The organism is Serinicoccus chungangensis (genome assembly GCF_001483745.1).
Taxonomy (GTDB): Bacteria; Actinomycetota; Actinomycetes; order Actinomycetales; family Dermatophilaceae; genus Ornithinicoccus; species Ornithinicoccus chungangensis_A.
Genome location: NZ_LQBL01000008.1, coordinates 91,486 through 115,466 on the forward strand (window position 1 = coordinate 91,486; position 23,981 = coordinate 115,466).

Annotated in this window: 22 protein-coding genes; 7 read left to right on the forward strand and 15 right to left on the reverse strand. The window is 73.4% G+C overall.

The genetic code is table 11. The features are described 5' to 3' along the window. Positions 1 to 29 precede the first annotated feature (29 nt). The 5 genes from AVL62_RS04260 to AVL62_RS04280 form a co-directional block, all read right to left on the reverse strand. A complete protein-coding gene (locus AVL62_RS04260) occupies positions 30 to 731 on the reverse strand; it encodes a response regulator transcription factor (protein ID WP_058890431.1) in 702 nt (233 codons plus the stop codon). After that, positions 728 to 2,044: a sensor histidine kinase gene (locus tag AVL62_RS04265; RefSeq protein WP_058890432.1), complete on the reverse strand. Its 1,317-nt coding sequence runs from the start codon at positions 2,042 to 2,044 to the stop codon at positions 728 to 730. The genes AVL62_RS04260 and AVL62_RS04265 overlap by 4 nt, the downstream gene beginning before the upstream one ends. A gap of 77 nt (positions 2,045 to 2,121) precedes the next feature. Next, on the reverse strand, positions 2,122 to 3,324 hold the full coding sequence (hutI, locus tag AVL62_RS04270) for an imidazolonepropionase (RefSeq protein ID WP_058890433.1): 1,203 nt from the start codon (positions 3,322 to 3,324) through the stop codon (positions 2,122 to 2,124). Positions 3,325 to 3,390: 66 nt separating this feature from the next. Then, the gene (locus tag AVL62_RS04275) at positions 3,391 to 4,809 is read right to left on the reverse strand and encodes an amidohydrolase family protein (protein WP_058890434.1); all 1,419 of its coding nucleotides are present in this window, start codon (positions 4,807 to 4,809) and stop codon (positions 3,391 to 3,393) included. Continuing rightward, positions 4,806 to 6,065, reverse strand: coding sequence for an allantoate amidohydrolase (locus AVL62_RS04280; protein WP_058890435.1), 1,260 nt, complete (start codon positions 6,063 to 6,065; stop codon positions 4,806 to 4,808). The genes AVL62_RS04275 and AVL62_RS04280 overlap by 4 nt, the downstream gene beginning before the upstream one ends. 88 nt (positions 6,066 to 6,153) lie before the next feature. Between AVL62_RS04280 and AVL62_RS04285 the strand changes: the two genes are divergently transcribed. Further along, complete coding sequence (locus AVL62_RS04285) at positions 6,154 to 6,639, forward strand: aminoacyl-tRNA deacylase (protein ID WP_058890436.1); 486 nt, start codon at positions 6,154 to 6,156, stop codon at positions 6,637 to 6,639. A 19-nt stretch (positions 6,640 to 6,658) separates the two neighbouring features. On the opposite strand, the gene AVL62_RS04290 is transcribed toward AVL62_RS04285, so the two are convergent. The 6 genes from AVL62_RS04290 to AVL62_RS04315 form a co-directional block, all read right to left on the reverse strand. Continuing rightward, positions 6,659 to 7,201 carry a Uma2 family endonuclease gene (locus AVL62_RS04290; protein ID WP_161937835.1) on the reverse strand — a complete coding sequence of 181 codons (543 nt, stop codon included), beginning with the start codon at positions 7,199 to 7,201 and terminating at the stop codon, positions 6,659 to 6,661. Between the two features lie 88 nt (positions 7,202 to 7,289). After that, positions 7,290 to 7,715 (reverse strand): PPOX class F420-dependent oxidoreductase, encoded by a 426-nt coding sequence (locus tag AVL62_RS04295; RefSeq protein WP_058890438.1) that lies wholly within the window; start codon positions 7,713 to 7,715, stop codon positions 7,290 to 7,292. 24 nt (positions 7,716 to 7,739) lie between these two features. Further along, the gene (locus tag AVL62_RS04300) at positions 7,740 to 9,059 is read right to left on the reverse strand and encodes a YjiH family protein (RefSeq protein ID WP_419177481.1); all 1,320 of its coding nucleotides are present in this window, start codon (positions 9,057 to 9,059) and stop codon (positions 7,740 to 7,742) included. Between the two features lies 1 nt (position 9,060). Further along, positions 9,061 to 10,719, reverse strand: a complete 1,659-nt coding sequence (gene hutU / locus AVL62_RS04305) for a urocanate hydratase (protein WP_058890439.1) — start codon at positions 10,717 to 10,719, stop codon at positions 9,061 to 9,063. Positions 10,720 to 10,749: 30 nt separating this feature from the next. Then, on the reverse strand, positions 10,750 to 12,357 hold the full coding sequence (gene hutH, locus AVL62_RS04310) for a histidine ammonia-lyase (RefSeq protein WP_058890460.1): 1,608 nt from the start codon (positions 12,355 to 12,357) through the stop codon (positions 10,750 to 10,752). Between the two features lie 262 nt (positions 12,358 to 12,619). Beyond that, on the reverse strand, positions 12,620 to 13,351 hold the full coding sequence (locus AVL62_RS04315; protein WP_058890440.1) for a glutamine amidotransferase: 732 nt from the start codon (positions 13,349 to 13,351) through the stop codon (positions 12,620 to 12,622). A gap of 25 nt (positions 13,352 to 13,376) precedes the next feature. On the opposite strand from AVL62_RS04315, the gene AVL62_RS04320 reads away from it, so the two are divergent. Further along, positions 13,377 to 14,012 (forward strand): ASCH domain-containing protein, encoded by a 636-nt coding sequence (locus AVL62_RS04320; RefSeq protein ID WP_058890441.1) that lies wholly within the window; start codon positions 13,377 to 13,379, stop codon positions 14,010 to 14,012. 44 nt (positions 14,013 to 14,056) lie between these two features. Here the strand turns inward: AVL62_RS04320 and AVL62_RS04325 are convergent, their stop codons facing one another. Further along, positions 14,057 to 15,076, reverse strand: a complete 1,020-nt coding sequence (locus AVL62_RS04325) for an NADP-dependent oxidoreductase (RefSeq protein WP_058890442.1) — start codon at positions 15,074 to 15,076, stop codon at positions 14,057 to 14,059. A gap of 106 nt (positions 15,077 to 15,182) precedes the next feature. Here AVL62_RS04325 and AVL62_RS04330 point away from each other — a divergent pair, with 106 nt between their 5' ends. Continuing rightward, on the forward strand, positions 15,183 to 17,732 hold the full coding sequence (locus AVL62_RS04330; protein WP_058890443.1) for a glycogen/starch/alpha-glucan phosphorylase: 2,550 nt from the start codon (positions 15,183 to 15,185) through the stop codon (positions 17,730 to 17,732). Positions 17,733 to 17,770: 38 nt separating this feature from the next. Then, positions 17,771 to 18,553, forward strand: a complete 783-nt coding sequence (locus AVL62_RS04335; RefSeq protein ID WP_058890444.1) for an IclR family transcriptional regulator — start codon at positions 17,771 to 17,773, stop codon at positions 18,551 to 18,553. Here the strand turns inward: AVL62_RS04335 and AVL62_RS04340 are convergent. The 3 genes from AVL62_RS04340 to AVL62_RS04350 all read right to left on the reverse strand — a co-directional run bounded on the left by AVL62_RS04340 (position 18,520) and on the right by AVL62_RS04350 (position 20,128). Then, positions 18,520 to 19,008 carry a hypothetical protein gene (locus AVL62_RS04340; protein ID WP_153011665.1) on the reverse strand — a complete coding sequence of 163 codons (489 nt, stop codon included), beginning with the start codon at positions 19,006 to 19,008 and terminating at the stop codon, positions 18,520 to 18,522. The genes AVL62_RS04335 and AVL62_RS04340 overlap by 34 nt on opposite strands. A 112-nt stretch (positions 19,009 to 19,120) precedes the next feature. Beyond that, complete coding sequence (locus AVL62_RS04345) at positions 19,121 to 19,624, reverse strand: hypothetical protein (protein WP_058890446.1); 504 nt, start codon at positions 19,622 to 19,624, stop codon at positions 19,121 to 19,123. Positions 19,625 to 19,705: 81 nt separating this feature from the next. Next, entirely contained in the window at positions 19,706 to 20,128 is a 423-nt protein-coding gene (locus tag AVL62_RS04350) for a hypothetical protein (RefSeq protein WP_058890447.1), read from the reverse strand. A gap of 118 nt (positions 20,129 to 20,246) precedes the next feature. On the opposite strand from AVL62_RS04350, the gene AVL62_RS04355 reads away from it, so the two are divergent. The 3 genes from AVL62_RS04355 to AVL62_RS04365 all read left to right on the forward strand — a co-directional run bounded on the left by AVL62_RS04355 (position 20,247) and on the right by AVL62_RS04365 (position 23,805). After that, positions 20,247 to 21,533 (forward strand): NupC/NupG family nucleoside CNT transporter, encoded by a 1,287-nt coding sequence (locus AVL62_RS04355; RefSeq protein ID WP_058890448.1) that lies wholly within the window; start codon positions 20,247 to 20,249, stop codon positions 21,531 to 21,533. Positions 21,534 to 21,649: 116 nt separating this feature from the next. Further along, a complete protein-coding gene (mraY, locus tag AVL62_RS04360; RefSeq protein WP_058890449.1) occupies positions 21,650 to 22,762 on the forward strand; it encodes a phospho-N-acetylmuramoyl-pentapeptide-transferase in 1,113 nt (370 codons plus the stop codon). A gap of 53 nt (positions 22,763 to 22,815) precedes the next feature. Then, positions 22,816 to 23,805, forward strand: a complete 990-nt coding sequence (locus AVL62_RS04365) for an NAD(P)H-quinone oxidoreductase (RefSeq protein WP_058890450.1) — start codon at positions 22,816 to 22,818, stop codon at positions 23,803 to 23,805. Positions 23,806 to 23,981 lie beyond the last annotated feature (176 nt).

Sequence of the window (23,981 nt, forward strand, 5' to 3'; positions counted from 1 at the left end):
GCCGCGGGCGGACCGACCCGCCCGGGAGGCTACTCCGGCCGGCCGACGAGCCCGGTCTGGTAGGCGGTGATGACCATCTGCACGCGGTCGCGCAGGTCGAGCTTGGCCAGGACCCGCCCGATGTGGGTCTTGACGGTCGCCTCGGCGAGGAAGAGCTCCGCGGCGATCTCGCCGTTGGTCAGACCTCGGCCCACCGCCTCCAGCACCTCGCGCTCCCGCTCGGTCAGCGGGTCCAGGCGCGACACCGCGGCACGCCGGCGGGCGGCGGTGGTGCTCTCGGCCCCGGCATCGGGCAGGTCGGGCACGAAGCGTTCCAGCAGCCGCCGGGTCGTCGAGGGCGCCATCGCCGCGTCGCCGGCGTGCACGGCCCGGATCGCGGCCAGCAGCTCCTCGGGACCCGCGTCCTTGAGCAGGAAGCCGGAGGCCCCCGCCCGCAGCGCGGCGAAGACGTAGTCGTCCAGGTCGAAGGTCGTCAGCACCAGCACCTTGGGCGGTTCCACCGGGCCGGGGTCGCGCAGCAGGCGGCGGGTCGCCTCGACCCCGTCCATCCGGGGCATCCGGATGTCCATGAGCACGACGTCCGGGCGGGTCTGGGCGATGGCGTCCAGCGCAGCCGACCCGTCGCCGGCCTCGCCGACCACGCTCATGTCGTCCTGCGCGTCGAGCACCATCCGGAACCCGGCGCGCACGAGCGCCTGGTCGTCGACGAGGAAGAGGCGGATCGGGGTCATCGGGTCCCTCCTGAGGTATGCCGTGCTGCCGGTTCGGCGTCGTCGGACCGGTCGCGCGGCGCACCCGGCTCGTCCGTGGCGCGCGCGACCGGCAGGGTGGCCACGACCTCCCAGCCGCGCCGCGCCCGGGGCCCGGCGCTCACGCTGCCCCCCAGGACCTCGACCCGCTCGCGCATGCCGATGAGACCGTTGCCCTCGCCGTCGTGGTCGTCCTGGGCGGCTCCGTCGCCGTCGTCGGTGACCCGCACGAGCAGCACCTCGGGCGTGCGCAGCAGGTCCACGTCGACCGAGGCGCCCGGGCCGGCGTGCTTCATGGCGTTGGTCAGGGCCTCCTGCACCACCCGGTAGGCGGCGAGGTCGACGTCGCGGGGGAGGTCGGCGACCTCCCCGCGCACGTGCGCCTCCACGTCGACGCCCGACCCGCGGACCCGTTCGACGAGGTCCTCCAAGTGGCCCACCCCCTCCAGCGGGGCGTACTCCGCGCCGCTGCCGGTGTCCCGCAGCACCCCCACGAGCCGTCGGGTGTCCGCCAGGGAGGTCCGCGCCGTCTCCGCCAGCGTCTCCAGGGTCCCGGCCGCACGCTCCAGCGCCGCCCGGTCGGCGGCCATGCCCGGCTCCTTCGCCAACGCCTGGCGCGCGGCGTACAACCCTCCGTCGGCCTGGACCACCACCACGGCGAGGGAGTGCGCGACGACGTCGTGCATCTCCCGCGCGATGCTCGCCCGCTCGTCCTGCGCCGCGAGCCGGGACCGCTGGGCCTGGTCCCGGGCGAGGGCACGGTTCTGCTCCTGCAGCCGGAGGACCACCTCGCGGCGGCGGCGCATGACGTCGCCGAGCGCCCAGGCGACCCCGACGAAGCAGGCCATGAAGAGGGACTGCACGGCCACGATGCTGAGGTAGGAGCCGAGGCCGAAGTAGAACGACCAGCGCAGGGCCCCGAGCACGGCGCCGGCCAGGGCCATGGCGAGGACCGTGCGGGCGGTCCGGCGGGTGCCGAAGGCCGCGGCGCTGTAGACCACGACGAGCACGGCGATGTTGGTGGGCATCGGGCCGTCGTTGAGGACCAGCTGCAGCAGGCAGCCCGCGGCGGCCACGACGGCCACCCGCATGGGGTGACGACGCCGCCAGAAGAGGGGCACGATCTGCAGCAGGCTGTAGAGAATCGAGCCCGGCCCGCCCCAGCCGGTACCGCTGACGAGGTAGAGCAGCAGGAAGGCCACCACGACGGCCGCGTCCGGCAGCCACGCCCGGGAGCGCACGCCGCGCGCCAGGTCGGACGCCTGCTCCCGGACGGCCTGCAGCGTGTCGCTCATCCCTGGAAGCCTAGGTGCTGACCGGGCGGCGGCGCGTCATACCGGGGTCGCGGCCTGCTCCGCCCACGGGCGGACGCTCAGATCTCCAGCGCCCGCACGATCGGGACCCCGACGCGGTAGGGGATGTGCAGGAAGCTGGGGGCGGCGACCACCGCCAGGTCCGCGCGCCGCCCGACCCGCACCTGGCCGAGGTCGTCGCGGCGCAGGGCGCGGGCACCGCCGACGGTGGCGGCACGCAGCGCCTCCGCGGGGGCCATGCCCATCTCCCGCACGGCCAGCGCGATCATCAGCGGCATGGACGAGGAGCTGCACGTCCCGGGGTTGCAGTCGCTCGCGAGGGCGACGTCGACGCCGGCGTCGAGGAGGCGCCGCGCGTCGGGGTAGGGCTGGCGGGTCGAGAACTCCACGCCCGGCAGCAGCGTCGCGACGGTGCCGCTGCCGGCGAGCGCGTCGACGTCGGCGTCGGTGAGGAAGGTGCAGTGGTCCACGCTGGCCGCGCCCAGCTCGACGGCGAGCTGCGCGCCCGGCCCCTCGGACAGCTGGTTGCCGTGCACCCGCAGCTCGAGCCCCGCGTCCCGGCCCGCCTCGAGGACGCGCCGGGACTCCTGCTCGTCGAAGGCATACCTGCTGGCCGGCTCGCAGAAGACGTCGACCCAGCGCGCGTGGGGCGCGCAGGCAGCGAGCATCTCGCCGCAGACGAGGTCGAGGTAGGCCTCCCGCCCGCCCTCGCCGCGGGCGTCCGGCGGCACGACGTGGGCCCCGAGGAAGGTCGTCTCGGTGGTGACCTCGCGGGCCAGGCGCAGCGCGCGCACCTCGTGCTCGACGTCCAGGCCGTAGCCGCTCTTGATCTCGACGGTGGTGGTGCCCTGGGCGCGCATCTCGGCGACCCGCGCCTGCAGGAGGGCCCGCAGCTGGGCGTCCGTGGCCTCCCGGGTCGCGGCCATGGTCACGGCGATGCCGCCTCCGTCGTAGGCCTGCCCGGTCATCCGCGCCGCGAACTCGGCCGACCGGTCCCCCGCGAAGACGAGGTGGGAGTGGCTGTCGATGAAACCGGGCACGACCGCCTGGCCGCCGAGGTCGATGGCCCAGTCGGCCTCGGGCGCCTCACCGGCCGGGCCGACCCACTCGACGACGGGGGCCGAGTCCTCGCCTCCGCCCCCGACGACGAGGGCGGCGTCCTCGACCACCCCCAGCCCTCGGGTCAGCGGCGACCCGCCGCCGTCCTCGCGGGTGTCGTCACAGGTGACGAGCTCACTGATGCCGGTGATGAGCATGCTCATGCGTCGATCCTCTCGTGTCTCAGGAGTTGCACATCTGCTGCGCGCCGGGCGCGCGGTGTCGGTGGGTCAGTCCTGCCACAGCGGGGCGATGGCCTCGGTGAGCAGGCGGCCGACGTCACCGAGGCGGTGCCGTCCGCCCTCGACGACGACGCCGCCGTCGACCACCACCGTGTCGACGTCGGCCGCGCCGGCCGCCAGCAGGATCTGCGCCGGGTCGGCGCCGGCGGTCCGCACGGTGTCGTCGCGGACGGCGACGAGGTCCGCCCTCGCACCGACCTCGAGGCGACCCGCGTCGGGCCAGCCGATGCTCTCGTGCGCGGTGGCGGCCGCCAGCAGGTCGGCCGGGGCGAGGCGCCCGCGCTCGAGCGTGGCGAGCCGCTCGTGCATCTCCAGCGCCCGCGCCTCCTCCAGGAGGTCGACGACGGCGTGCTGGTCGGACCCGAGGGACAGGCGGGCCCCGGCCTCCCGCAGCGCCCGCGCCGGCCCGATGCCGTCGGCCAGGTCGCGCTCGGTCGTGGGGCAGAAGCAGGCCCAGGCCCGGTGCCGGCCGAGGAGCTCGACATCGGCCCCGGTGAGGTGGGTGGCGTGCACGGCGGACAGGTCGGGCCCGAGGACCCCCTCGGCCGCGAGCAGCCCGGTCGGGGTGAGGCCGTGGGCGGCGAGGCAGGCGTCGTTCTCGGCCGGCTGCTCGGACAGGTGCAGGTGCAGCGGCCGCCCGGCCCGGTCGCCAGCACCGCCCGGTCCCCCGTCCACCGCAGCCCGGTGGCGACCGGCGGCGCCGGCGCCCTGGTCGGCTCGGGCCCAGTCGGCCACCACGCCCAGCTGCCCGCGCGGCACCGCCCGCACCGAGTGGATCGCCGCCCCCACCCGCAGGTGCGCCGGGCCGCCGTCGGTGTGGTCGCGCACGTCCTCGACCCGCAGCGCCCACGTCTGCGCGTCCAGGTCGCCGAAACGCAGCTGCGGCCCCTCCAGCTCGGCGTACCCCGCGCCGTCCAGCCCGCCGGCGAGGTAGCACGCGTCCAGCAGGGTGAGCCGGATCCCGGCGTCCTGCGCGGCCTGCACCAGCGCGTGCCCCATGGCGTTGGGGTCCATGTAGCGCCGGCCGCCCGGGGCGTGGTGCAGGTAGTGGAACTCCCCCACCGCCGTGACCCCGGCGAGCGCCATCTCGGCGTAGGCCGCCCGCGCGAGGGACAGGTAGGAGTCCGGGTCGAGGCGCGCGGCCACGGCATACATCCGCTCGCGCCACGTCCAGAACGTCCCGCCGCCGTCGTGGGTCCGCCCGCGCAGCGCCCGGTGGAAGGCGTGGCTGTGGGCGTTCGCGAGGCCCGGGAGGACCACACCGGGCAGCCGGTGGTCGCCCGCCTGCGCAGGTATGCCGTCGCTCACCTCGAGGAGTCGCCCCGCCTCCACGACGAGCCGGACGTCGCGGCGCACCCCGTCGGGCAGGTGCGCAGCGGTGGCGTGGAAGGCGGTGCGCCCGCTCACGACGGCTCGCCCACGAGGTCGGCCACGCAGGCGGCCAGGGCGTCCACCCCGGCGTGGCAGTCGTCGGGCTCGGCGTGCTCGGCCGGGCTGTGCGACACCCCGGTGGGGTTGCGGACGAAGAGCATGGCGGTGGGCACGCCGGCCCCGGCGAGGATGCCGGCGTCGTGCCCCGCGCCGGTCCCCAGCACGGGGACGCTGAGCTCGTCCTCGCGGCCGAGCACCCCGCGCAACCGGGCGGCGAGGTCGGTGTCGAGGCGGGTGGTGGGGGTCCACGACTCACGGGTCACCGTGGCGCCCGCCGCGGCAGAGCTCCGGGTGAGGTCGGCGACGAGCGCCTCGACCTGCGTCTCGTCGGCGCCGCGGGCGTCCAGCCAGCCGGTGACGTGGGAAGGGATGGCGTTGACGCCGCCCGGGGTGACCGCGACCTTGCCCACCGTCGCGACGCAGCCACGGCGCTCGGCGGCCTCACGGGCTCCGAGCACGAGGCCGGCGTACCCGAGCATCGCGTCGCGGCGGTCCTCCAGCCGCGTGGTGCCGGCGTGGTCGGCCTCCCCCGGGAAGTCGAAGCGCCAGCGGCCGTGCGGCCAGATGTCGCTGCCGACCGCGACCGGGGCGTCGAGATCGACCAGGGCCCGGCCCTGCTCGACGTGCAGCTCGACGAAGCACCCGACCCGGGCGAGGGCCTCGTCGTCGCGGCCGAGCCGGCCGGGGTCGCGACCGGCGGCCGACAGGGCCTGCGCGTAGGTCACGCCGTCGGCGTCGGTGAGCGCCCGGGCCCGGTCCGCGTCCAGCGCCCCGGTGAGCACGCGGGAGCCGGCGCAGGCGATCCCGAAGCGGGCCCCCTCCTCGTCGACGAAGTGGACGACGGCGACGGGAACGGCGGGGACGACCCCCTGGGCCCGCAGCGCGTCCAGGGCCGCGAAGGAGCTCACCACCCCCAGCGGCCCGTCGAAGGCGCCGCCGTCGGGCACCGAGTCGAGGTGCGACCCGATGACCACCCCGCGGTGCCCGGCGCGCGCGGCGTCGTCGACGCTGCCGGGCCCGTCCCACCACCAGGCCCACTGGTTGCCGACGCGGTCCTCGACGAGGTCCAGCCTGCGCGCGGCCGCCTCGCCGGCGAACCACTCCCGCAGCGCGGCGTCCTCCCTGGTCCACACGAAGCGGCGGTAGCCCCCGCTCCCCACCCGGCCGACCGGGTCGAGGTCGGCCCACAGGCGGTCGAAGGTCCTCAGGTGCTCGTCGCCGGGGGTGCTCACCTGCCCGACTCTAGGGGCGCCGACGCCCGGCCGGCAGGGGTGCGCGGGCCCCAAGGTCTCGGATCCCGGACGGCCTACGCTGGTCCGCATGAGTGAGGAGCGCGCCGTCGCGGCGGTCGAGGCCGCCGGGCTGGAGTATGCCGTGACCCGGCACGGCCGGGTCGGCAGCCTGGAGGAGGCGGCCCGGGCCCGAGGGGTCGAGCCGCGTGACATCGTCAAGACGCTGGTCGTGCGCCGCGGGGAGGGCGACCACCTCTTCGTGCTCGTGCCCGGCGACCGGGAGATCTCCTGGCCGCGGCTGCGCGCGCTGCTGGGCGTGAACCGGCTCTCCATGCCGGACGCGGAGACGGCACGGGAGGCGACGGGCTACGAGCGGGGCACGATCACGCCGTTCGGCTCGACGACGGCCTGGCCGGTCGTCGCCGACGCCTCGCTGGTCGGCGACCCGGGGCGGCTCATCTCGCTGGGGGCGGGCGCCCACGGCGTCGCGGTCACCGTGCCCGCCGAGGCCGCGCTGCAGGCCCTGGACGCGCAGGTCGCCGAGGTGACCGAGGTCGTCGGCGCCAGCGGGTGAGGTCGGCGAGCGGGCCGCGTCAGCGGGTGAGGTCGACCGGACGCAGGCTCACGGCGAACGGCTCGGCGACAGCAAGGCTCTCGTCGCCCTCCGCGACCTGCTCGGGCACGTAGGCGCCGTCCTCGAGCCGGAGCACCCGGACCGCCGGCTCGTCCGGGTCCACCACCCAGTAGTGGGGACACCCGAAGCGCGCGAGGACCTGCGGCTTGGCGACGAGGTCGGTGCGCCGGCTCGACGGGGAGAGGATCTCCACGGCCAGGACCGGCGGGGTCTCGACCTGGCCGCCGCTGCGCAGCTCGCGGGGGACGACCAGCAGGTCCGGCTGCAGGATGCTGCGCTCGCCCGCACGGACGTCGAGGGGTGCGGCGAGGACGCGCAGGTGGGGAGGGCAGGCAGTGCGGAGGACCGCGAAGAGCTCTCCGCTGACGACCTGGTGCAGGACCGCCGGGCTCGGTGACACGACCAGCTCACCCTCGATGAGCTGGATGGTCATGTCGTCGCGCTGCTCGCGGTAGGCATACAGGTCCTCGATCGTGTAGATGCCCACCTCGGTGATGCTCATGGCGCCCATCGTGCCCCTCCCCCGTCATGCCGTCCAGCATGGTGCATCCGCGGACACCCCGGCCGCGTCGTCCACAGCCGCACGGCCATCAGGCGGCAACGTCCTCCTCGGGCCGGACGAGGACGACCACGTCGCCGTAGCTCAGCTTCTTGCGACGGCCGGCGAGCGTGCCGAGGACGCGGAAGACCCGAGCCTGCCAGCCGTACTTCGCCCGCACCGCGGCCTGGACCTCCTCGAACTCCGGCCCGGCCTGCACCATCTCGGCGGTGGCCTGGACCGGCACGGTGCCGGGCGTCGGGGTGCCGGTGCGCGAGCACGGCTGAACGAGGACGCGCGGGGTGTGCCGCATCCGCTTGGTCTTGCCCGTGCCCATGGTCGTGTAGAACCCGATGCGATCGCCGTCGCGCAGCGGCACCACCCAGACCGGCGTCGGCACACCCTCGCCGCTGCGCCGGAAGGTGGTGACGAGGATGAACTCCTCGGCGCCGAGCCGCTGCACCTGTGGTGTCGTCATGACCCCGAACCTACGCCGCTGCGGCTAGAAGAGCAGCAGCCCCACCGGGATGGCGATGACCAGGCTGAGGCACACCCGCTCGAACCAGATGAGCAGCAGCCGCGGGATCGAGACCGGGATCTGGGTGCCGACCAGCGAGGGCACCATCGCGGAGAAGAAGATGACCTGGCTGACGCAGACCACCCCCACGACATACTTCACCGACATCGCCGAGTCGGCGACCAGCGCGGCAGGCAGGAACATCTCGGAGACGCCCAGCGCGGCGGCCTTGGCGACGAGCAGCGGCTCGGGGATCTGCAGCGCCCAGGTGATGGGGTAGAAGAGGTAGCCGAGCCAGTCGAACAGCGGCGTGTACTCCGCCAGCACCAGCCCCAGCAGCCCGATCGACAGGATGCTCGGCAGGATCGCCATCGCCATCTTCACCCCGTCGACGAAGGTCGAGGCGACCACCCGGCCGATGCCCGGGTCCGCGGCGACGGTATGCCGTGCCTCACCCCACGCGGCGGCGAGCCGGCTGCCCTCGACGTCGCGCTCGGGGCGCGCCTCGACCCCGGGTGCCGTCTCGTCCGGCATCCGGCCCAGCGGCGGGATCCGGACCGTGACGGCGGTGACCACGAAGGTGATGAGCAGGGTGGACCAGAAGTAGAGCGACCAGTGCTGCATGAGGTCGAGGGCGTTCGCCACGACGATCATGAAGGTCGCCGACACGGTCGAGAAGCCGGTCGCGACGACCATCGCCTCCCGGCGCGAGTACTTCCCCTCCAGGTAGACCCGGTTGGTGATGAGCAGGGCCAGGGAGTAGGACCCGACGAAGCTGGCGACCGCGTCGATGGCCGAGCGGCCGGGGGTGCGGAAGACGGGGCGCATGACCGGGCGGGCCAGCACCCCGATGAACTCCATCAGCCCGTAGCCGGTGAGCAGCGCCAGGAAGATCGCCCCGATGGGCACCAGCAGCCCCACCGGGACGACCAGCGAGTTCAGCAGGAACGGGCCCATGCCGTCGGCGAAGAGCCAGGCCGGGCCGATGCCCAGCACGAGCATGACGCCGACGACCAGCCCGACGACGCGGGCCAGGGAGAAGACGAGGTCGGTCGTGCTGCGTCGCCAGCTGCCGGTGACCCAGGGCTGGACGGCACCGGCGAGGATGAGGGCGAGGGCGTACCACGGCAGGACGGCCGGGACCGCCTCGCGCAGCCAGGACACCACGTGGTCCAGGGGGATGGTGCTGCGACCCCCGAGGGTGACCGGCACGAAGAACATGAGGACGCCGACGGCGGAGTAGACGACGAACTTCCACATCGGGGCCCGCTCGGGAGCGACGCCTTGCCCGGTCTCGACGCTCACCTCACTCCCCCTCCCGCATGGGCACCCGCACGCCGCGCTCGGCGGCGACCTCGTCGGCGCGGTCGTAGCCGGCGTCGACGTGCCGGATGACGCCCATCCCGGGGTCGTTGGTGAGCACCCGCTCGAGCTTGCGCCGGGCCAGGTCGGTGCCGTCGGCCACGCTGACCTGTCCGGCGTGCAGCGAGCGCCCGATGCCGACACCGCCGCCGTGGTGCAGCGACACCCAGGACGCCCCGGACGCGGTGTTGACCATGGCGTTGAGCAGCGGCCAGTCGGCGATCGCGTCGGAGCCGTCGGCCATCGCCTCGGTCTCCCGGTAGGGGCTGGCGACGGACCCGCAGTCCAGGTGGTCGCGGCCGATGACCAGCGGGGCGCTGACCTCGCCGGAGGCGACCATGTCGTTGAAGCGCACGCCGGCCAGGTCGCGCTCCCCGTAGCCCAGCCAGCAGATCCGCGCCGGCAGGCCCTCGAAGGCGACCTTGTCCTGCGCTCCGCGGAGCCACGTCTGCAGGTGGTCGTTGTCGGGGAAGAGGTCCATGACCGCCCGGTCGGTGGCGGCGATGTCCTTCGGGTCCCCGGAGAGCGCGGCCCAGCGGAACGGGCCCTTGCCCTCGCAGAACAGCGGCCGGATGTAGGCCGGGACGAACCCGGGGAAGTCGAAGGCCCGGTCGAAGCCGCCCTGCCGGGCCTCGTCGCGGATGCTGTTGCCGTAGTCGAACACCTCGGCACCGGCGTCCAGGAACCCCACCATCGCCTCGACGTGGCGGGCCATGGACTCCTGCGCCCGGTCGGTGAACTCCTCGGGCTTCTTCTGCGCGTAGTCGTGCCAGTCGGCGAGGTCGATGCCCGTCGGCAGGTAGGACAGCGGGTCGTGGGCGGAGGTCTGGTCGGTGACCACGTCGATGTCGACACCCCGGCGCAGCAGCTCGGGGAACACCTCCGCCGCGTTGCCGACGACGCCGACCGAGAGCGCCTCGCGGCCACCCTTGGCCGCGAGGACCCGCTCCAGCGCGGCGTCGAGGGAGTCGGCGACCTCGTCGAGATAGCGGGACCGGACCCGACGCCGCAGCCGCGCCTCGTCGACGTCCACGACGAGGCATACCCCGCCGTTGAGGGTGACCGCGAGCGGCTGCGCGCCACCCATGCCCCCGCAGCCGCCGGTGAGCGTGAGGGTGCCGGCCAGCGAGCCGCCGAACCTCTTGGCGGCGACCGCCGCGAAGGTCTCGTAGGTGCCCTGGAGGATGCCCTGGGTGCCGATGTAGATCCACGACCCGGCGGTCATCTGGCCGTACATCGTCAGCCCGAGCTGCTCGAGCCGCCGGAACTCCGGCCACGTCGCCCAGTCGCCGACGAGGTTGGAGTTGGCGATGAGCACCCGCGGCGCCCACTCGTGGGTCTGCATGACGCCGACCGGGCGGCCGGACTGGACCAGCATGGTCTCGTCCTCGCGCAGGTCGGTGAGGGTGCGGACCATGGCGTCGAAGCTGCGCCAGTCACGGGCGGCGCGGCCGGTCCCGCCGTAGACGACGAGGTCGTCCGGACGCTCGGCGACCTCGGGGTCCAGGTTGTTCATGAGCATCCGCAGCGGGGCCTCGGTGGCCCAGGAGCGGGCCGTGAGCCGGGTGCCGCGAGCTGCGCGGACGGGGCGGGCGCCTTCCATGGTCGTCTCCTTCGACGTGTCGGTGTGCGGTCAGGCGAGCAGGCCGGTGACCCGCTCGGCGGCGGCGCGGACGCGGCCGTCCGCCACCAGGTCGACGACGGTCTCGATCTCCGGACTGAGATGGCGGTCGGGGCCGGGCCCCTCGACGCCGGACTCCCGCAGCAGCGCCACGACGGCGGCGGTGGCGGGCGCGGGGGTGAGCGGGGCCCGCAGGTCGAGCGCGCGCGCAGCCGTGAGCACCTCGACCGCGACGACGCGGGCCAGGCCGTCGACGGCACGGCGCAGGGCGCGGGCCGCGCCCCACCCCATGCTCACGTGGTCCTCCTGCATGGCCGAGGACGGTATGGAGTCCACGCTCGCCGGGGCGGCGAGCCGCTTGAGCTCGGCGACGACCGCGGCCTGGGTGTACTGCGCGATCATGAGCCCGCTGTCGGTGCCGGGGTCGTCGGCGAGGAAGGGCGGCAGCCCGTGGCTGCGGGCGACGTCGAGGAACCTGTCGGTGCGCCGCTCGCTGATGCCGGCGACGTCCGCGGCGACGATGGCCAGGAAGTCCAGCACGTGGGCCACCGGGGCGCCGTGGAAGTTGCCGTTGGACTCCACCCGCCCGTCCAGGGTGACGACCGGGTTGTCGATGGCGGCGGCGAGCTCGCGGTCGGCGACGGTGCGGGCATACCCGCAGGTGTCGCGGGCCGAGCCGTGCACCTGCGGCGAGCAGCGCAGGGAGTAGGCGTCCTGCACGCGGGTGCACGCGTCGGTGCGGTGGGACTCCCGGATCGCGCTGCCGGCCAGGAGGGCACGCAGGTTCTCGGCGGAGCGGGCCTGGCCGGGGTGGGGACGCAGGGCCTGCAGGTCGGCGGCGAAGACGTCGTCGGTCCCCAGCTGGCCCTCGACGCTCATGGCGGCGGCGACGTCGGCGCTGGTGAGCAGGGTGCCGAGGTCGTGCAGGGCGAGGACGAGCATGCCGAGCATGCCGTCGGTGCCGTTGATGAGGGCGAGCCCCTCCTTCTCGGCGAGCTCGACCGGGGCGATGCCCGCCCGGGCCAGGGCCTCGCCGGCGGGGAGGAGCTCCTGGGGCGTCTGCGTCCAGGTCGCGTGGTCGGCGCCGGCCGCCGGCCCGACGCGCACCATGCCCTCGCCGATGACCGCGAGCGCGCAGTGGGCCAGCGGCGCGAGGTCGCCGGAGCACCCGAGGGAGCCGTGCTCGCGCACGACCGGGGTGATGCCGGCGTCGAGGAGCGCGGCATACGCCTGGGCGGTCTCGAGCCGGACGCCGGTCCGGCCGGTGGCCAGCGTGGACAGCCGCAGCAGCATGAGGGCCCGGGTCACCTCGCGCTCCACCTCCGGGCCGGAGCCCGCGGCGTGGCTGCGGACCAGGCTGCGCTGCAGCTGGGCGCGCTTGTGCGGCGGGATGCCCGTCGTGGCGAGGGCCCCGAAGCCGGTGGAGATGCCGTAGTGCGGCCGGTCGTCGCCGGCGAGGTCCTCGATGATGCGGCGGGTCGCGGTGATGCCGTCGACGGCCTCGGCGGACAGGGTGACGCGGGCGCCGTGGCGGGCGACGGCCACCACCTCGGTGAGGGACAACGGGCCGACGCCGACGACCACCTCGGTCGGGCTGTCGGGTTCGGGAAGGCGGCTCATGCAGACCATTGGACCGCCGCCGGGCCTCCACGTCACCAGCCCTGGGCGTCTCGGTGTCTCAGATCCCGGACGCCATGCCGTCCGTGCGACGCCGACCCGCCCCGACCCGCCCCCGAGCCCGACCCGCCCCCGGAGGCAACCTGAGCAGAGAAATGCTCCCGAGGCAGGCGCTGCAACCCCTGCCTCGGGAGCTCTTCTCTGCTCAGGTCGGCAGGAGAGGGGTTTGCGCTGCTCAGGCTGGCGGGAGTAAGGCCTTCTGGGCTCAGGCCGGCCGTCCGAAGCGCTGGACGAAGGCGGGCAGCAGGCCGCGGACGGGCCCGAGGTCCACCGACCTCGCCTGCGCCACGATGGGCGCGACCTCCTCGGGCTCGCAGTAGCCGTGCCCCGCGTAGATGTGCAGCCGGCGCTCCAGCGACTCCGCGTCCAGCTCGGGGTGGAACTGCGTGGCGTAGACGTGCCGCCCGATCCGGAACATCTGCGTCGGGCAGCCCGCCGAGGACGCGAGCAGGACGGCCCCCGGCGGCAGCACGGCGCAGGCCTCCTTGTGGCCGACGATCGCGTGGAACGGGTCCGGCACACCGGCGAGCAGGGGGTCGGTGCGGCCCTCCTCGGTGAGCGAGACCTCCACCGCGGCGGGCGCCTCGCCGTACCTGCGGTCGACCGTCCCCCCGCAGGCCAGCCCCAGCAGGCCGATCCCGTAGCACGCACCGAGGAACGGCACGTCCGCCTCGACCACCCGGCGGACCAGCGCGGCGAGGTCACGCTCGACCCGTCGCTGCACCTCGCCCTTGTGCTCGTCAGAGGCGTTGAACGGGCTGCCGCCCAGGACGATCCCGCTGTATGCGGTGAGGTCGACCTCCGGCAGCGGCGCCGCCTCGACGCGGACCCGATGCAGCTCGCTCTCGCGCAGCCCGGCGTAGCGCAGGAAGCCCGCGTACTCGTCGTCCGCGGCGTCGTCCTCGGCGCGCGTGCCGAGCAGCAGGAAGGGCCTCACACCCGCAGAGCCTAGGGTGGGCGGTGTGGACGAGCCGACACCGACCGACCAGGAGCAGAGCCGGCGCGACCGCGCGATCGCGGCCTTCTGGGCCGACGCGCGCATCCGCGGCAAGCTCAACCGCATCGAGGTGTATGCCGGGGGGCAGGTGAGCGACACCCTCCCGCCCCCGGCGTGGAGCTTCGGCGACGAGGACGACCCGGCCACCGCCGACCGGCTGCTCGAGCTCGTCCTCGACGGCCGCAAGACCGCGACCGCGAGCGCCTACCGCGACTACGAGGAGGAGGCGCGGCAGCGGGGGCCCGGACCCGGCGACGACGGGCCCGGCGACACCCTCACCCGCGCCGGGGTCGACCTCGACCTGGCGCTGCCCGAGCCTGGGCTGCTGTCGATCATCCTCGACGGGGCCGGGCAGCCGCGGGCCCTGGTACGGATCACCGACGTGCAGGTGTGCCGTTTCGCCGACGTCACCGAGGAGCACGCCCGCCTGGAGGGCGAGGGCGACCAGAGCCTGGAGGAGTGGCGGGCCGTGCACCGCGACGCCTTCGCCGCCACCGCGCCGCACGGCGAGCCGGTCGACGACGACACCCTCGTGGTGCTCGAGCGGTTCGAGGTGCTGGTGCCGGCCTCCGCCCGCAGGGCCGCTCGACGGCATACCTGAGGACCCCGGGCCCGCCGGCCTGGCCGGGGTCGGGCCCGGCGGGCTCAGACGCGCACGAGCATCTTGCCGGTGTTGTCCCCGCGCAGCAGACCGAGGAACGCGTCGACCGCGTGCTCGATGCCCTCGACGACGGTCTCGCGGGACTCCAGCTGCCCCGAGGACAGCCACCCGGCGGCCTGCTCGGCGAACTCGCCCGCGAGGTCCTGGTGGTCCGAGACGAGGAAGCCGGTCATCGTGCCGCGCACCTGGATGAGCCGGGCCAGGTTGCGCGGGCCCGGGGCCGGCTCGGTGTCGTTGTAGCCGGAGATGGCGCCGCAGATCGCGATGCGCCCGCCCTGGCGCAGGGCACCGATCGCGGCCTCCAGGTGGTCGCCGCCGACGTTGTCGAAGTAGACGTCGATTCCGTCAGGCGCGTGCTCGGCGAGCTGGGCGGCGACGTCGCCGTCCTTGTAGTTGAAGGCGGCGTCGAAGCCGAGGTCGTCGACGAGGTGGTCGACCTTCTCCTGGGAGCCGGCGCTGCCGACGACCCGGGACGCGCCGAGGGCCTTGGCCACCTGACCGGCCACGCTGCCGACGGCGCCGGCGGCACCCGAGACGAAGACGACGTCGCCCTCGCGCAGCCGGGCCACCCGTACCAGCCCGGCGTAGGCGGTGAGCCCGGTCATCCCCAGCACCCCGAGGTAGGCCGAGGCGGGTGCGGCGTCGGTGTCGACGACCCGCGCCGAGGCCGCGTCCACCACCGCCTCCTCGCGCCAGCCGAGCTGGTGCAGGACGTGGTCCCCCACGGCATACCCCTGCGCCCGGGACTCCTCGACGACCCCCACGGCCCCGCCCTCCATCGCCCGGCCCAGCTCGAAGGGCGGGACGTAGGAGCGGGTGTCGTTCATCCGGCCGCGCATGTAGGGGTCGACCGAGACCAGCTCGTTGCGCACCCGGATCTGCCCGTCGCCGAGCTCGGGCAGCTCGCTGGTGGCGAGCTCGAAGTCGGACGGCTCGGGCCAGCCGTGCGGGCGGGCGACGAGACGGACCTCGCGGGCGGGGGCGGACTGGTGGGCAGTGGTCACGGGTGGGTACCTCCGGTGTCGGGTGCGATCCTCCTGGCTCTCGCTGCCAACACGCGCTTGACGTGAGGTATGCCCCGCCACCCCCGAGGCCCTACTCTTACGACTCGTGACCTCCACGCACCCGCAGCCTGTGATCACCGACGAGAGCCCGTCCGCCGACGCCAACCGGCGGGGTCCGAGCTTCGAGGCCACGCACGAGCTCGCGACCGGCCCGGTGGCCTCGCCCCCGGCCACCGTCGACGGCTTCGTGCGGGAGTTCCTCGACCAGCTCAACTTCGGCCAGGGCGTCAAGCTGTCGCAGTCGACGATCAACGACCAGTACATGGCGCTGGCGCGGACGGTCCGCTCCTACCTCATGGCCTCCTGGCTGGAGACCGGCCACCGCCGCCGCAAGGAGGAGACCAAGGTCGTCGGCTACCTCTCCGCGGAGTACCTCCTCGGCCGCCAGCTGGGCAACAACCTGCTGGCCAGCGACCTGCAGGACATCGCCGACCAGGCGATGGAGCGGTGCGGGATCGACATGGCGGCGGTCCGCGGCCAGGAGGTCGAGCCCGGCCTCGGCAACGGCGGCCTCGGGCGCCTCGCCGCGTGCTTCGTCGACTCCCTGGCCACGATGGACGTCGCCTGCATCGGCTACGGCATCCGCTACGAGTACGGCATCTTCCGGCAGACCTTCGTCGACCACCGCCAGGTCGAGGAGCCGGACAGCTGGCTGCGGCTCGGCAGCCCGTGGGAGTTCCCGCACCCCGAGCGCGCCGTCCAGGTCGGCTTCGCCGGGCACACCGAGACGTATGCCGACGAGCAGGGCCGCGAGCGCACCCGCTGGGCCCCGGCCTGGCAGGTCCGCGGCGTCCCCTACCACTACATGGTGCCCGGCTTCCGCAACGGCGTCGTCAACACCCTGCGCCTGTGGAGCGCCGAGGCCAACCAGGCCTTCGACCTGCAGACCTTCAACCGCGGCGACTACGCGCAGGCCTCGCGGGCCGAGATCTTCGCGGAGAACATCTCCAAGGTGCTCTACCCCGACGACTCCACCCCGCAGGGCAAGGAGCTGCGGCTGCAGCAGCAGTACTTCTTCGTCGCGTGCTCGCTGCGCGACTTCATCGAGAACACCCTGCCCCGGGACTTCGACCTGCACCGGCTGCCGGAGCGGATCATCTTCCAGCTCAACGACACCCACCCGGTCATCGCGGTCCCCGAGCTCATGCGCATCCTCGTCGACGAGAAGGGCTTCGACTGGGACGAGGCGTGGGGCATCACCCGCCGGTGCTTCGCCTACACCTGCCACACCCTGCTCCCGGAGGCGCTCGAGGTGTGGCCGGTCGAGCTGCTCGGCCGGCTGCTGCCGCGCCACCTGGAGATCATCTACCGCATCAACGAGGAGTTCCTGCTCGAGGTGCGCGAGGCCTTCCCGGGCGACGAGGGCCGCATCCGCCGGATGTCGATCATCGCCGAGCAGCCCCAGCGGGCCGTCCGCATGGCCTACCTCGCGACCGTCGCCGGCGCCAAGGTCAACGGGGTCGCCGAGCTGCACAGCCAGCTGCTGCGTGACGACGTGCTGCCCGACTTCAACGCCATGTGGCCGGACAAGTTCACCAACGTCACCAACGGCATCACCCCGCGCCGCTTCCTGCGGCTGGCCAACCGCAAGCTCTCCTCGCTCATCACCGACACCATCGGCGACGGCTGGGTCACCGACCTGGACCGGCTGCGCGAGCTGGAGCCGTATGCCAACGATCCCGAGTTCCGGCGGCGGTTCCGGGAGGTCAAGGCCGCCAACAAGGCGCGCCTCGGCGACCTGCTGCAGGTCCGCGACGGGGTCGAGCTGCGCCAGGACCACCTGCTCGACGTCATGGTCAAGCGGCTGCACGAGTACAAGCGGCAGACCCTCAAGCTGCTGCACGTCGTGTCGGTCTACGAGGGGGTCCTGTCCGGCCGCACCCCGGTCGAGCAGGTCACCCCGCGCACCGTGCTCTTCGGGGCCAAGGCGGCGCCCGGCTACCACATGGCCAAGGAGATCATCTACCTCATCAACGCGGTCGCCGCGAAGGTCAACACCGATCCGGTGATGGACGGCCGTCTGCAGGTCCTCTTCCCGGCCAACTACAACGTCACCCTCGCCGAGAAGGTCATCCCCGCGGCCGACCTGTCCGAGCAGATCTCGCTGGCCGGCAAGGAGGCCTCGGGCACCGGCAACATGAAGTTCGCGCTCAACGGCGCCCTGACGATCGGCACCCTGGACGGCGCCAACGTCGAGATCCTCGACCTGGTCGGCGAGGACCACTTCTTCCTCTTCGGCATGACCGAGCCGGAGGTCGAGCAGCTGCTCCAGCGCGGCTACGTCCCCAGCGCCTACTACGACCAGGACCCGGTGCTCAAGGCGACCATCGACCTCATCGGCAGCGGCCACTTCACCGGCGGCGACCCAGGTGCGGTGTCGGCGGTGCTCGACAACCTGCTCAACCACGACCCGTTCATGGCGCTGGCCGGCTTCCACGCCTACCTCGGGGCGCAGGACCGCGTCGAGCGCGCCTACGCCGACCCCGAGGGGTGGAGCCGCTCCACCATCCTCAACGTCGCCCGGTGCGGCTTCTTCTCCTCCGACCGCTCCATGCGCGACTATCTCGACCGCATCTGGGCCCCCGGGCAGGCGTGAGCGCGAGCGGGGACGCGTAGGCGCATACCCTCGGGCTCATGGCCACCGGCAACGCCCCCGCCGCCGGGCACGCCCTGGCCATCCTCACCCTGCTGGCCCGGCACGCGACGCCGGTCGCGGCGGCGACGATCGCCCGCGAGCTGGGGCTGCCGCGGTCCACGACCTACCACCTGCTCGCGGTCCTCGTCGAGCAGGGGTATGCCGTGCACCTGCCCGAGGAGCGGCGTTACGGCCTGGGTGTCGCCGCCTACGAGCTGGGCTCGGCCTACACCCGGCAGGCGCCGCTGCAGCGTCTGGCCCGGCCCCGGCTGACCCGGCTCGCGGACGCGTCGGGGCACAACGCCCATCTCGCGGTGCTGCACGGCCCGGACGTCCTCTACGTCATCGAGGAGCGGGTCGCGGGCCGGCCCTCGCTCGTCTCCGACGTCGGGGTGCGGCTGCCGGCGACCCTGACCGCGAGCGGCCTGGCCATCCTCGCCGCGCTCCCGGAGGCCCAGGCGCGCGCGCTCTTCCCCTCCCGCGAGTCCTTCGTGCAGCGACACGGCGCCGGCCCTCGCTCCCTCGTCGAGCTGCGTCGCGAGCTCTCCGCCACCCGCGCCCGGGGGTATGCCGTCGAGGACGGCCTCGTCACGCCCGGTCTGGCGTCGGTCGCCTCGGCGGTGCTCGACCATGCCGGCCACCCGGTGGCAGGGGTGGCCGTCACCTACCCGGCGGAGCCGGACGTGCAGATCGAGCCCGTGGTGCAGCTGGTCCGGCAGACCGCCACCGAGCTGTCCGCGCGGCTCGGTCACCGCGACCAGGGGCGCTCCCCGGTGGGCTGAAGGCTGATCCTGCTGTCGTCGCCGACCTCGACCGTGGAGGAGCGGATCGTCGGGGTGCTGCCGATGTGGTCGGTCCAGCTGAACAGGCTCGACCTGGACTCGTAGCGCACGATCCACGCGTGGTCCGTGGCGTTCTCCAGCCAGCAGTGATCGGTCAGGGAGCCGAAGAAGAGCGCGCTGATCCGGTCGGCGGGCACCGGCAGCTCGCACCGCCACGGGTGCTCGTAGCGGAGGTTCTCCACAGTGTCGAGGACGAGCCAGTTCGCCGATACCTCCCGCTGGGCGCCGTCGACATCGCTGAACCTCATGACCTCTGCGGCAGACCACCCGTCGGGAAGGACCGCACCAGCGGGCTCGTCGAGAACGAGGCCGACGAGGTGCGGGTGCCACGCGCTGACGAAAGTACGCCGGGAGAGCACCTCGAGGGTGACGACGCCCCGCCGATCCCGGGTCATCGTCCAGGTCAGTGCGCCTTCCGTAGCGCTCGCCACCGAGGAGGACCGACTGACCACCCTCGAGCCCGTGAGCCATCCCGGAAGCTCCATGCTCAGTCCTTCCCTCCGCCGCTCAGGTACCCGGGCGGAAGTAGCTGAGCAGCCCTCGGCCCGACGTCTTCTTCTCGCCAGGAAGGTCGCCGCTGTCCCGCAGCCGATCCACCAGCGCATCGACCTCCTCCCGGTTGAGCTCGAGGTAGTCGTCGACCTGGTGCCAGTACGGGTCGGTTGCCGAGCCTTCGACCTGACGCCGCCGCTCGTTCGTCACGAACTCGACCTGTCGGCCGCCATCTCGATCCGCGACCAGCCTGAACTGGGTCCAATCGACGTCGCAGGTCATCTGCGAAATGGCGAGATAGGCGTCGTAGTCGTCGACGCCGGTGTAGTACTTCGTAACGACCTCCCCGTCCTCCCAGCACAAGACGCGATTGAGGTAGATATCGCCTTCAGCTGGCGTCCCAGCGCTGTCCTGCAGCCGCCCCACCCACGCCACCGCTCGAACCCACTGGGAGTGTTCGGCAGTCAGGACTGCAACAACGTGCTCAACGTGTTCATCAATCAGCGTGTCCTGGCTCATAGTGCTTCCTTACTTGTTGACGAACGGCCCGAAGCGCCGGAGCCGGCCATCGCCCTCCCCATCGTCCTGTCTGATCCCTGCTCAGCGCTGCGGGCGCTCGCCGTGCTCGGCGACCCACGTCGCGAGGTAGTCCTGGAACCGCCCCATCGACTCCTCGTCCTCGATCCCGAGGCTGCGCTTGGGCTGACCGTAGCCGAAGCTGGTGCGGAAGGCCCCGTCGGCGTCGACCTCCAGGTCCAGCACCGTCCACCGGTCACCGTCGGCCGCCATCGCCTCGTGCAGCTCGACCACCAGGTCGTAGAGCCGCTCGTCGAAGTCGAACTGGCCGGCGCCCCACCGGTCCTGCAGGTCCACGACGCCGAGCGTCACGTAGTTGAGGTTGACCCGCCCGTCGACCCGGGTCGCCTCCCAGTTGCCGACGAGCCGGGCCCACCCGGCGGGCGCGATCTCGACGAAACGCTGCGCGACCGCGCGCACCGCCTGCTGCTGCTCGCTGGGCTCCACGACCGCTCCCCTCGCGTCGACTGGTCGTGGGCCCACCCTACCCACCCCCGCCACCCGACCCCGCCTCACGCGGTACCGTCGCCGCACACCTGCGACGACGCATACCGGGAGGTCCAGCATGGATGTGCTCTGGGGCATCGGCGGCATGGCAGCCCTCATCGGGCTGGCCCTGCTGCTCTCGACGAACCGACGGGCGGTGCGCTGGCGCACCGTGCTCGCGGCGCTGACGATCCAGGTCGTCTTCGGCGTCCTCGTCCTCTACTGGTCCTGGGGGCAGCGCGCGCTGGAGCAGGTGTCGCTGGGCGTGCAGGCGGTCATCAACTCCGCCAACGCCGGCATCGAGTTCCTCTTCGGGCCGGTGCTGCCGCAGGGCGAGGACGCCGGCTCGGTCTTCGCCTTCCAGGTGCTGCCGGTCATCATCTTCTTCGCCTCGCTGACCGCGGTGCTCTACCACTTCAAGATCCTGCAGTTCGTCGTCGAGCGCCTCGGCTCGGCGCTCGGCTGGGCGCTGGGCACCCGCAAGGCGGAGTCGGTCAACGCCGCGGCCAACATCTTCGTCGGGCAGACCGAGGCGCCGCTGGTCATCCGCCCCTACCTGCGCGGTCTCACCACCTCCGGGCTCTTCGCGGTCATGGTGGGCGGCCTGTCGACCGTGGCCGGCTCGGTGCTCGTCGGCTACTCGCTGCTCGGCGCGCCGCTGGAGTACCTCATCGCCGCCTCGTTCATGGCGGCACCCGGCGCGCTGCTCATGGCCAAGCTCGTGCTGCCGGAGGAGGTCGACGACGTGCCGCCGGAGGAGGAGGGCGAGGCGGCCGCCGCGGACGAACCGGCCGACGAGAGGGCGACGTCGACGGGCGACGAGGACGACGACGAGCTCGAGGGTATGGAGTACCGCAACGTCATCGACGCCGCCGCCTCGGGCGCCGCGGACGGGCTCAAGCTCGCGCTCAACATCGGCGCGATGCTGCTGGCGTTCATCTCCCTCATCGCGCTGGTCAACCTGCTCATCGGCACGGTCGGCGGGTGGTTCGGGGCGCCCGACCTCACCTTCGAGCAGCTCCTCGGCTACGTCTTCGCGCCGCTCATGACCGTCATCGGCGTCCCGTGGGGCGAGGCGACCAGCGCCGGCAGCTTCGTCGGGCAGAAGGTCGTCGTCAACGAGTTCGTGGCCTTCTCCAACTTCGCGCCGGTCATCGACGAGTTCAGCCCGAAGACCGCGGCGATCGTCACCTTCGCCCTCACCGGGTTCGCCAACCTCGGCTCGCTCGGCATCCTGCTCGGCGGGCTGGGCGGCCTCATCAAGGACCGGCGTCGCGAGATCGCCCAGCTCGGCATCCGCGCCATCCTCGCGGCCACGCTGGCCAACCTCATGAGCGCCGCGATCGCCGGCATCCTCATCGGCTAGCGACCACGGCGCGCCCCGCGAGCTCCCCGTCCGACCGGTCGCCGCGGGTCTAGAGTGATCCGGCTGGGTCGCCCACGGCCCGACCGGGCCGGCGGCAGCGGGCAGGAAGGGACTCGATGGTCAACGTCATGCTCGCCGGCGGGCTCGCGATGCTGCTCGCGCTGCTCTGCACGCCGCTGTTCATCCGCTTCCTCGTCCGGCGCAGCTACGGCCAGTTCATCCGGGACGACCTGACCCACCACCACGTCAAGCGGGGCAAGCCCACGATGGGCGGGGCGGTGATCATCGGGGCGGCCCTCGTGGGCTACTTCGGCTCGCACGGCGCGGTCCTGCTCCTCGACCTCACGGGGCTGATCGACGTGAGCGCCACCCCCGTCTCGGTCAACGCGCTGCTCGTGCTCTTCCTGCTCACCGGCCTGGGCGTCATCGGATTCTTCGACGACTACACCAAGATCCGCAAGGAGCGCAGCCTCGGGCTCACCTCGGGACAGAAGCTCGTGGGCCAGACGCTCGTCACGGTCGTCTTCGCGCTCGCCGCGCTGCTCGTCGAGGACGAGCAGGGTCGCTCCCCGGCCTCGACCGCCATCTCCTTCGTCCGCGACACCCCGCTGGACCTCGCCTTCGCGGGCCCGGTGGTCGGGCTCCTCCTCTTCCTCCTGTGGTCCAACCTGCTCATCACCGGCGCCTCCAACGGGGTCAACATCACCGACGGCCTGGACGGGCTGGCCACCGGGGCCTGCACGATGGTCTTCGGCGCCTACGTGGTCATCGCGATGTGGCAGCACAACCAGGCCTGCGGCATCGAGCCCGGCTCCAACTGCTACTCCATCAGCAACGCGCTGGACCTGGCCGTGGTCGCCGCCGCGATCTCCGGGGCCTGCGCCGGCTTCCTATGGTGGAACGCCTCCCCCGCCGCCATCATCATGGGCGACACCGGCTCGCTCTCCCTCGGCGCGGCCCTGGCCGGTATGGCGATCCTCACCCACACCCAGCTGCTCCTGGTGGTCCTCGGCGGGCTGTTCGTCATCATCACGGCCTCGGTCATCATCCAGGTCATCAGCTTCAGGACGACCGGTCGCCGGGTCTTCCGGATGGCCCCGCTGCACCACCACTTCGAGCTGCTGGGGTGGGCCGAGATCACCATCGTCATCCGCTTCTGGATCGTCGCCGGGATCTGCGTCGCCGCCGGGCTGGGGCTGTTCTACGCCGAGTGGGTCGTCACCCTCTGAGCCACCGGGCGGCCCGGCCGCGGGTCGGTCCTGCCGACCGTTACGTTGGGGTCATGCGAGCGATCACCATCCCCGAGCCCGGTGAGGCCGACGCCCTCGTCCCCGCCGACGTGCCCGCCCCCACCGCCGGCGCCGGCGAGGTGCTCGTCGACGTCGTCGCCGCCGGCGTCAACCGCGCCGACGTCATGCAGCGCAAGGGCGCCTACCCGCCCCCGCCCGGTGCCTCGGAGCTGCCCGGTCTGGAGGTCAGCGGGCGCATCAGCGCCCTCGGCGAGGGCACCGAGGACGCCGGGTGGTCGGTCGGCGACGAGGTGTGCGCCCTGCTCGCCGGCGGGGGGTATGCCGAGACCGTCGCCGTCCCGGTCGGTCAGCTGCTCCCCGCTCCCGACGGCATACCTCTCGAGGACGCCGCCGCGCTCCCGGAGGTGGCGTGCACGGTGTGGAGCAACCTGGTCATGGAGGCCGGGCTGAGCGAGGGTGAGACCGTGCTGCTGCACGGCGGCTCGAGCGGCATCGGGACGATGGCCATCCAGGTGGCCAAGGCCCTCGGCGCCCAGGTGGCGGTGACCGCCGGGTCGGCGGACAAGCTCGCGGCCTGCCGCGATCTCGGCGCCGACGTCCTCGTCAACTACCGCCAGCAGGACTTCGTCGAGGAGGTCAAGGCCGCGACCGACGGCCGGGGTGCCGACGTCATCCTCGACGTGGTGGGCGCGAAGTACCTCCCGGACAACATCCGCGCCCTGGCCCGGGACGGCCGGCTCGTGGTCATCGGCCTGCTCGGTGGACGCACGGGCGAGCTCGACCTGGGGGCGCTCCTGGCCAAGCGTGGCCGGGTCCAGGCCACCTCGCTGCGCTCCCGGCCGCCCGAGGGCAAGGCCGAGATCGTCGCGGCCGTCCGCGAGCACGTGTGGCCCTGGGTGGCGCAGGGGCGGGTGCGCCCGCTCGTCCAGTCGCGCCACCCGCTGGAGGAGGCCGCCGCCGCGCACCGCGAGATGGAGGCCAGCCAGCACATCGGCAAGATCCTGCTCACCGTCGTGGGCTGAGGACCGGACCCACCCAGCGGGCCAGGCATACCGGGCGGTCCGGGCCCACCCAGCGGGCCAGGCATACCGGGCCGGGCCGGGCCGCCCGAGCGGGCTAGGCATACCCAGCGGGGGCCTGCGAGGCCCTGACCGGTGCCCCCGAGACGCAAGCCTGTGCACGGGTGGGCAGCCTGTGC

Excerpts from the sequence above, each read along its gene's own strand:
- AVL62_RS04285 (WP_058890436.1), top strand. The coding sequence starts at position 6,154 with ATGAGTGAGGAGCGCGCCGTCGCGGCGGTCGAGGCCGCCGGGCTGGAG.
- AVL62_RS04265 (WP_058890432.1), bottom strand. The coding sequence starts at position 2,044 with ATGAGCGACACGCTGCAGGCCGTCCGGGAGCAGGCGTCCGACCTGGCG.
- AVL62_RS04290 (WP_161937835.1), bottom strand. The coding sequence starts at position 7,201 with ATGAGCATCACCGAGGTGGGCATCTACACGATCGAGGACCTGTATGCC.
- AVL62_RS04260 (WP_058890431.1), bottom strand. The coding sequence starts at position 731 with ATGACCCCGATCCGCCTCTTCCTCGTCGACGACCAGGCGCTCGTGCGC.
- AVL62_RS04295 (WP_058890438.1), bottom strand. The coding sequence starts at position 7,715 with ATGACGACACCACAGGTGCAGCGGCTCGGCGCCGAGGAGTTCATCCTC.
- hutH (WP_058890460.1), bottom strand. The coding sequence starts at position 12,357 with ATGAGCCGCCTTCCCGAACCCGACAGCCCGACCGAGGTGGTCGTCGGC.
- AVL62_RS04355 (WP_058890448.1), top strand. The coding sequence starts at position 20,247 with ATGGATGTGCTCTGGGGCATCGGCGGCATGGCAGCCCTCATCGGGCTG.
- hutU (WP_058890439.1), bottom strand. The coding sequence starts at position 10,719 with ATGGAAGGCGCCCGCCCCGTCCGCGCAGCTCGCGGCACCCGGCTCACG.
- AVL62_RS04365 (WP_058890450.1), top strand. The coding sequence starts at position 22,816 with ATGCGAGCGATCACCATCCCCGAGCCCGGTGAGGCCGACGCCCTCGTC.
- AVL62_RS04340 (WP_153011665.1), bottom strand. The coding sequence starts at position 19,008 with ATGACCCGGGATCGGCGGGGCGTCGTCACCCTCGAGGTGCTCTCCCGG.
- AVL62_RS04345 (WP_058890446.1), bottom strand. The coding sequence starts at position 19,624 with ATGAGCCAGGACACGCTGATTGATGAACACGTTGAGCACGTTGTTGCA.
- hutI (WP_058890433.1), bottom strand. The coding sequence starts at position 3,324 with ATGAGCATGCTCATCACCGGCATCAGTGAGCTCGTCACCTGTGACGAC.
- mraY (WP_058890449.1), top strand. The coding sequence starts at position 21,650 with ATGGTCAACGTCATGCTCGCCGGCGGGCTCGCGATGCTGCTCGCGCTG.
- AVL62_RS04335 (WP_058890444.1), top strand. The coding sequence starts at position 17,771 with ATGGCCACCGGCAACGCCCCCGCCGCCGGGCACGCCCTGGCCATCCTC.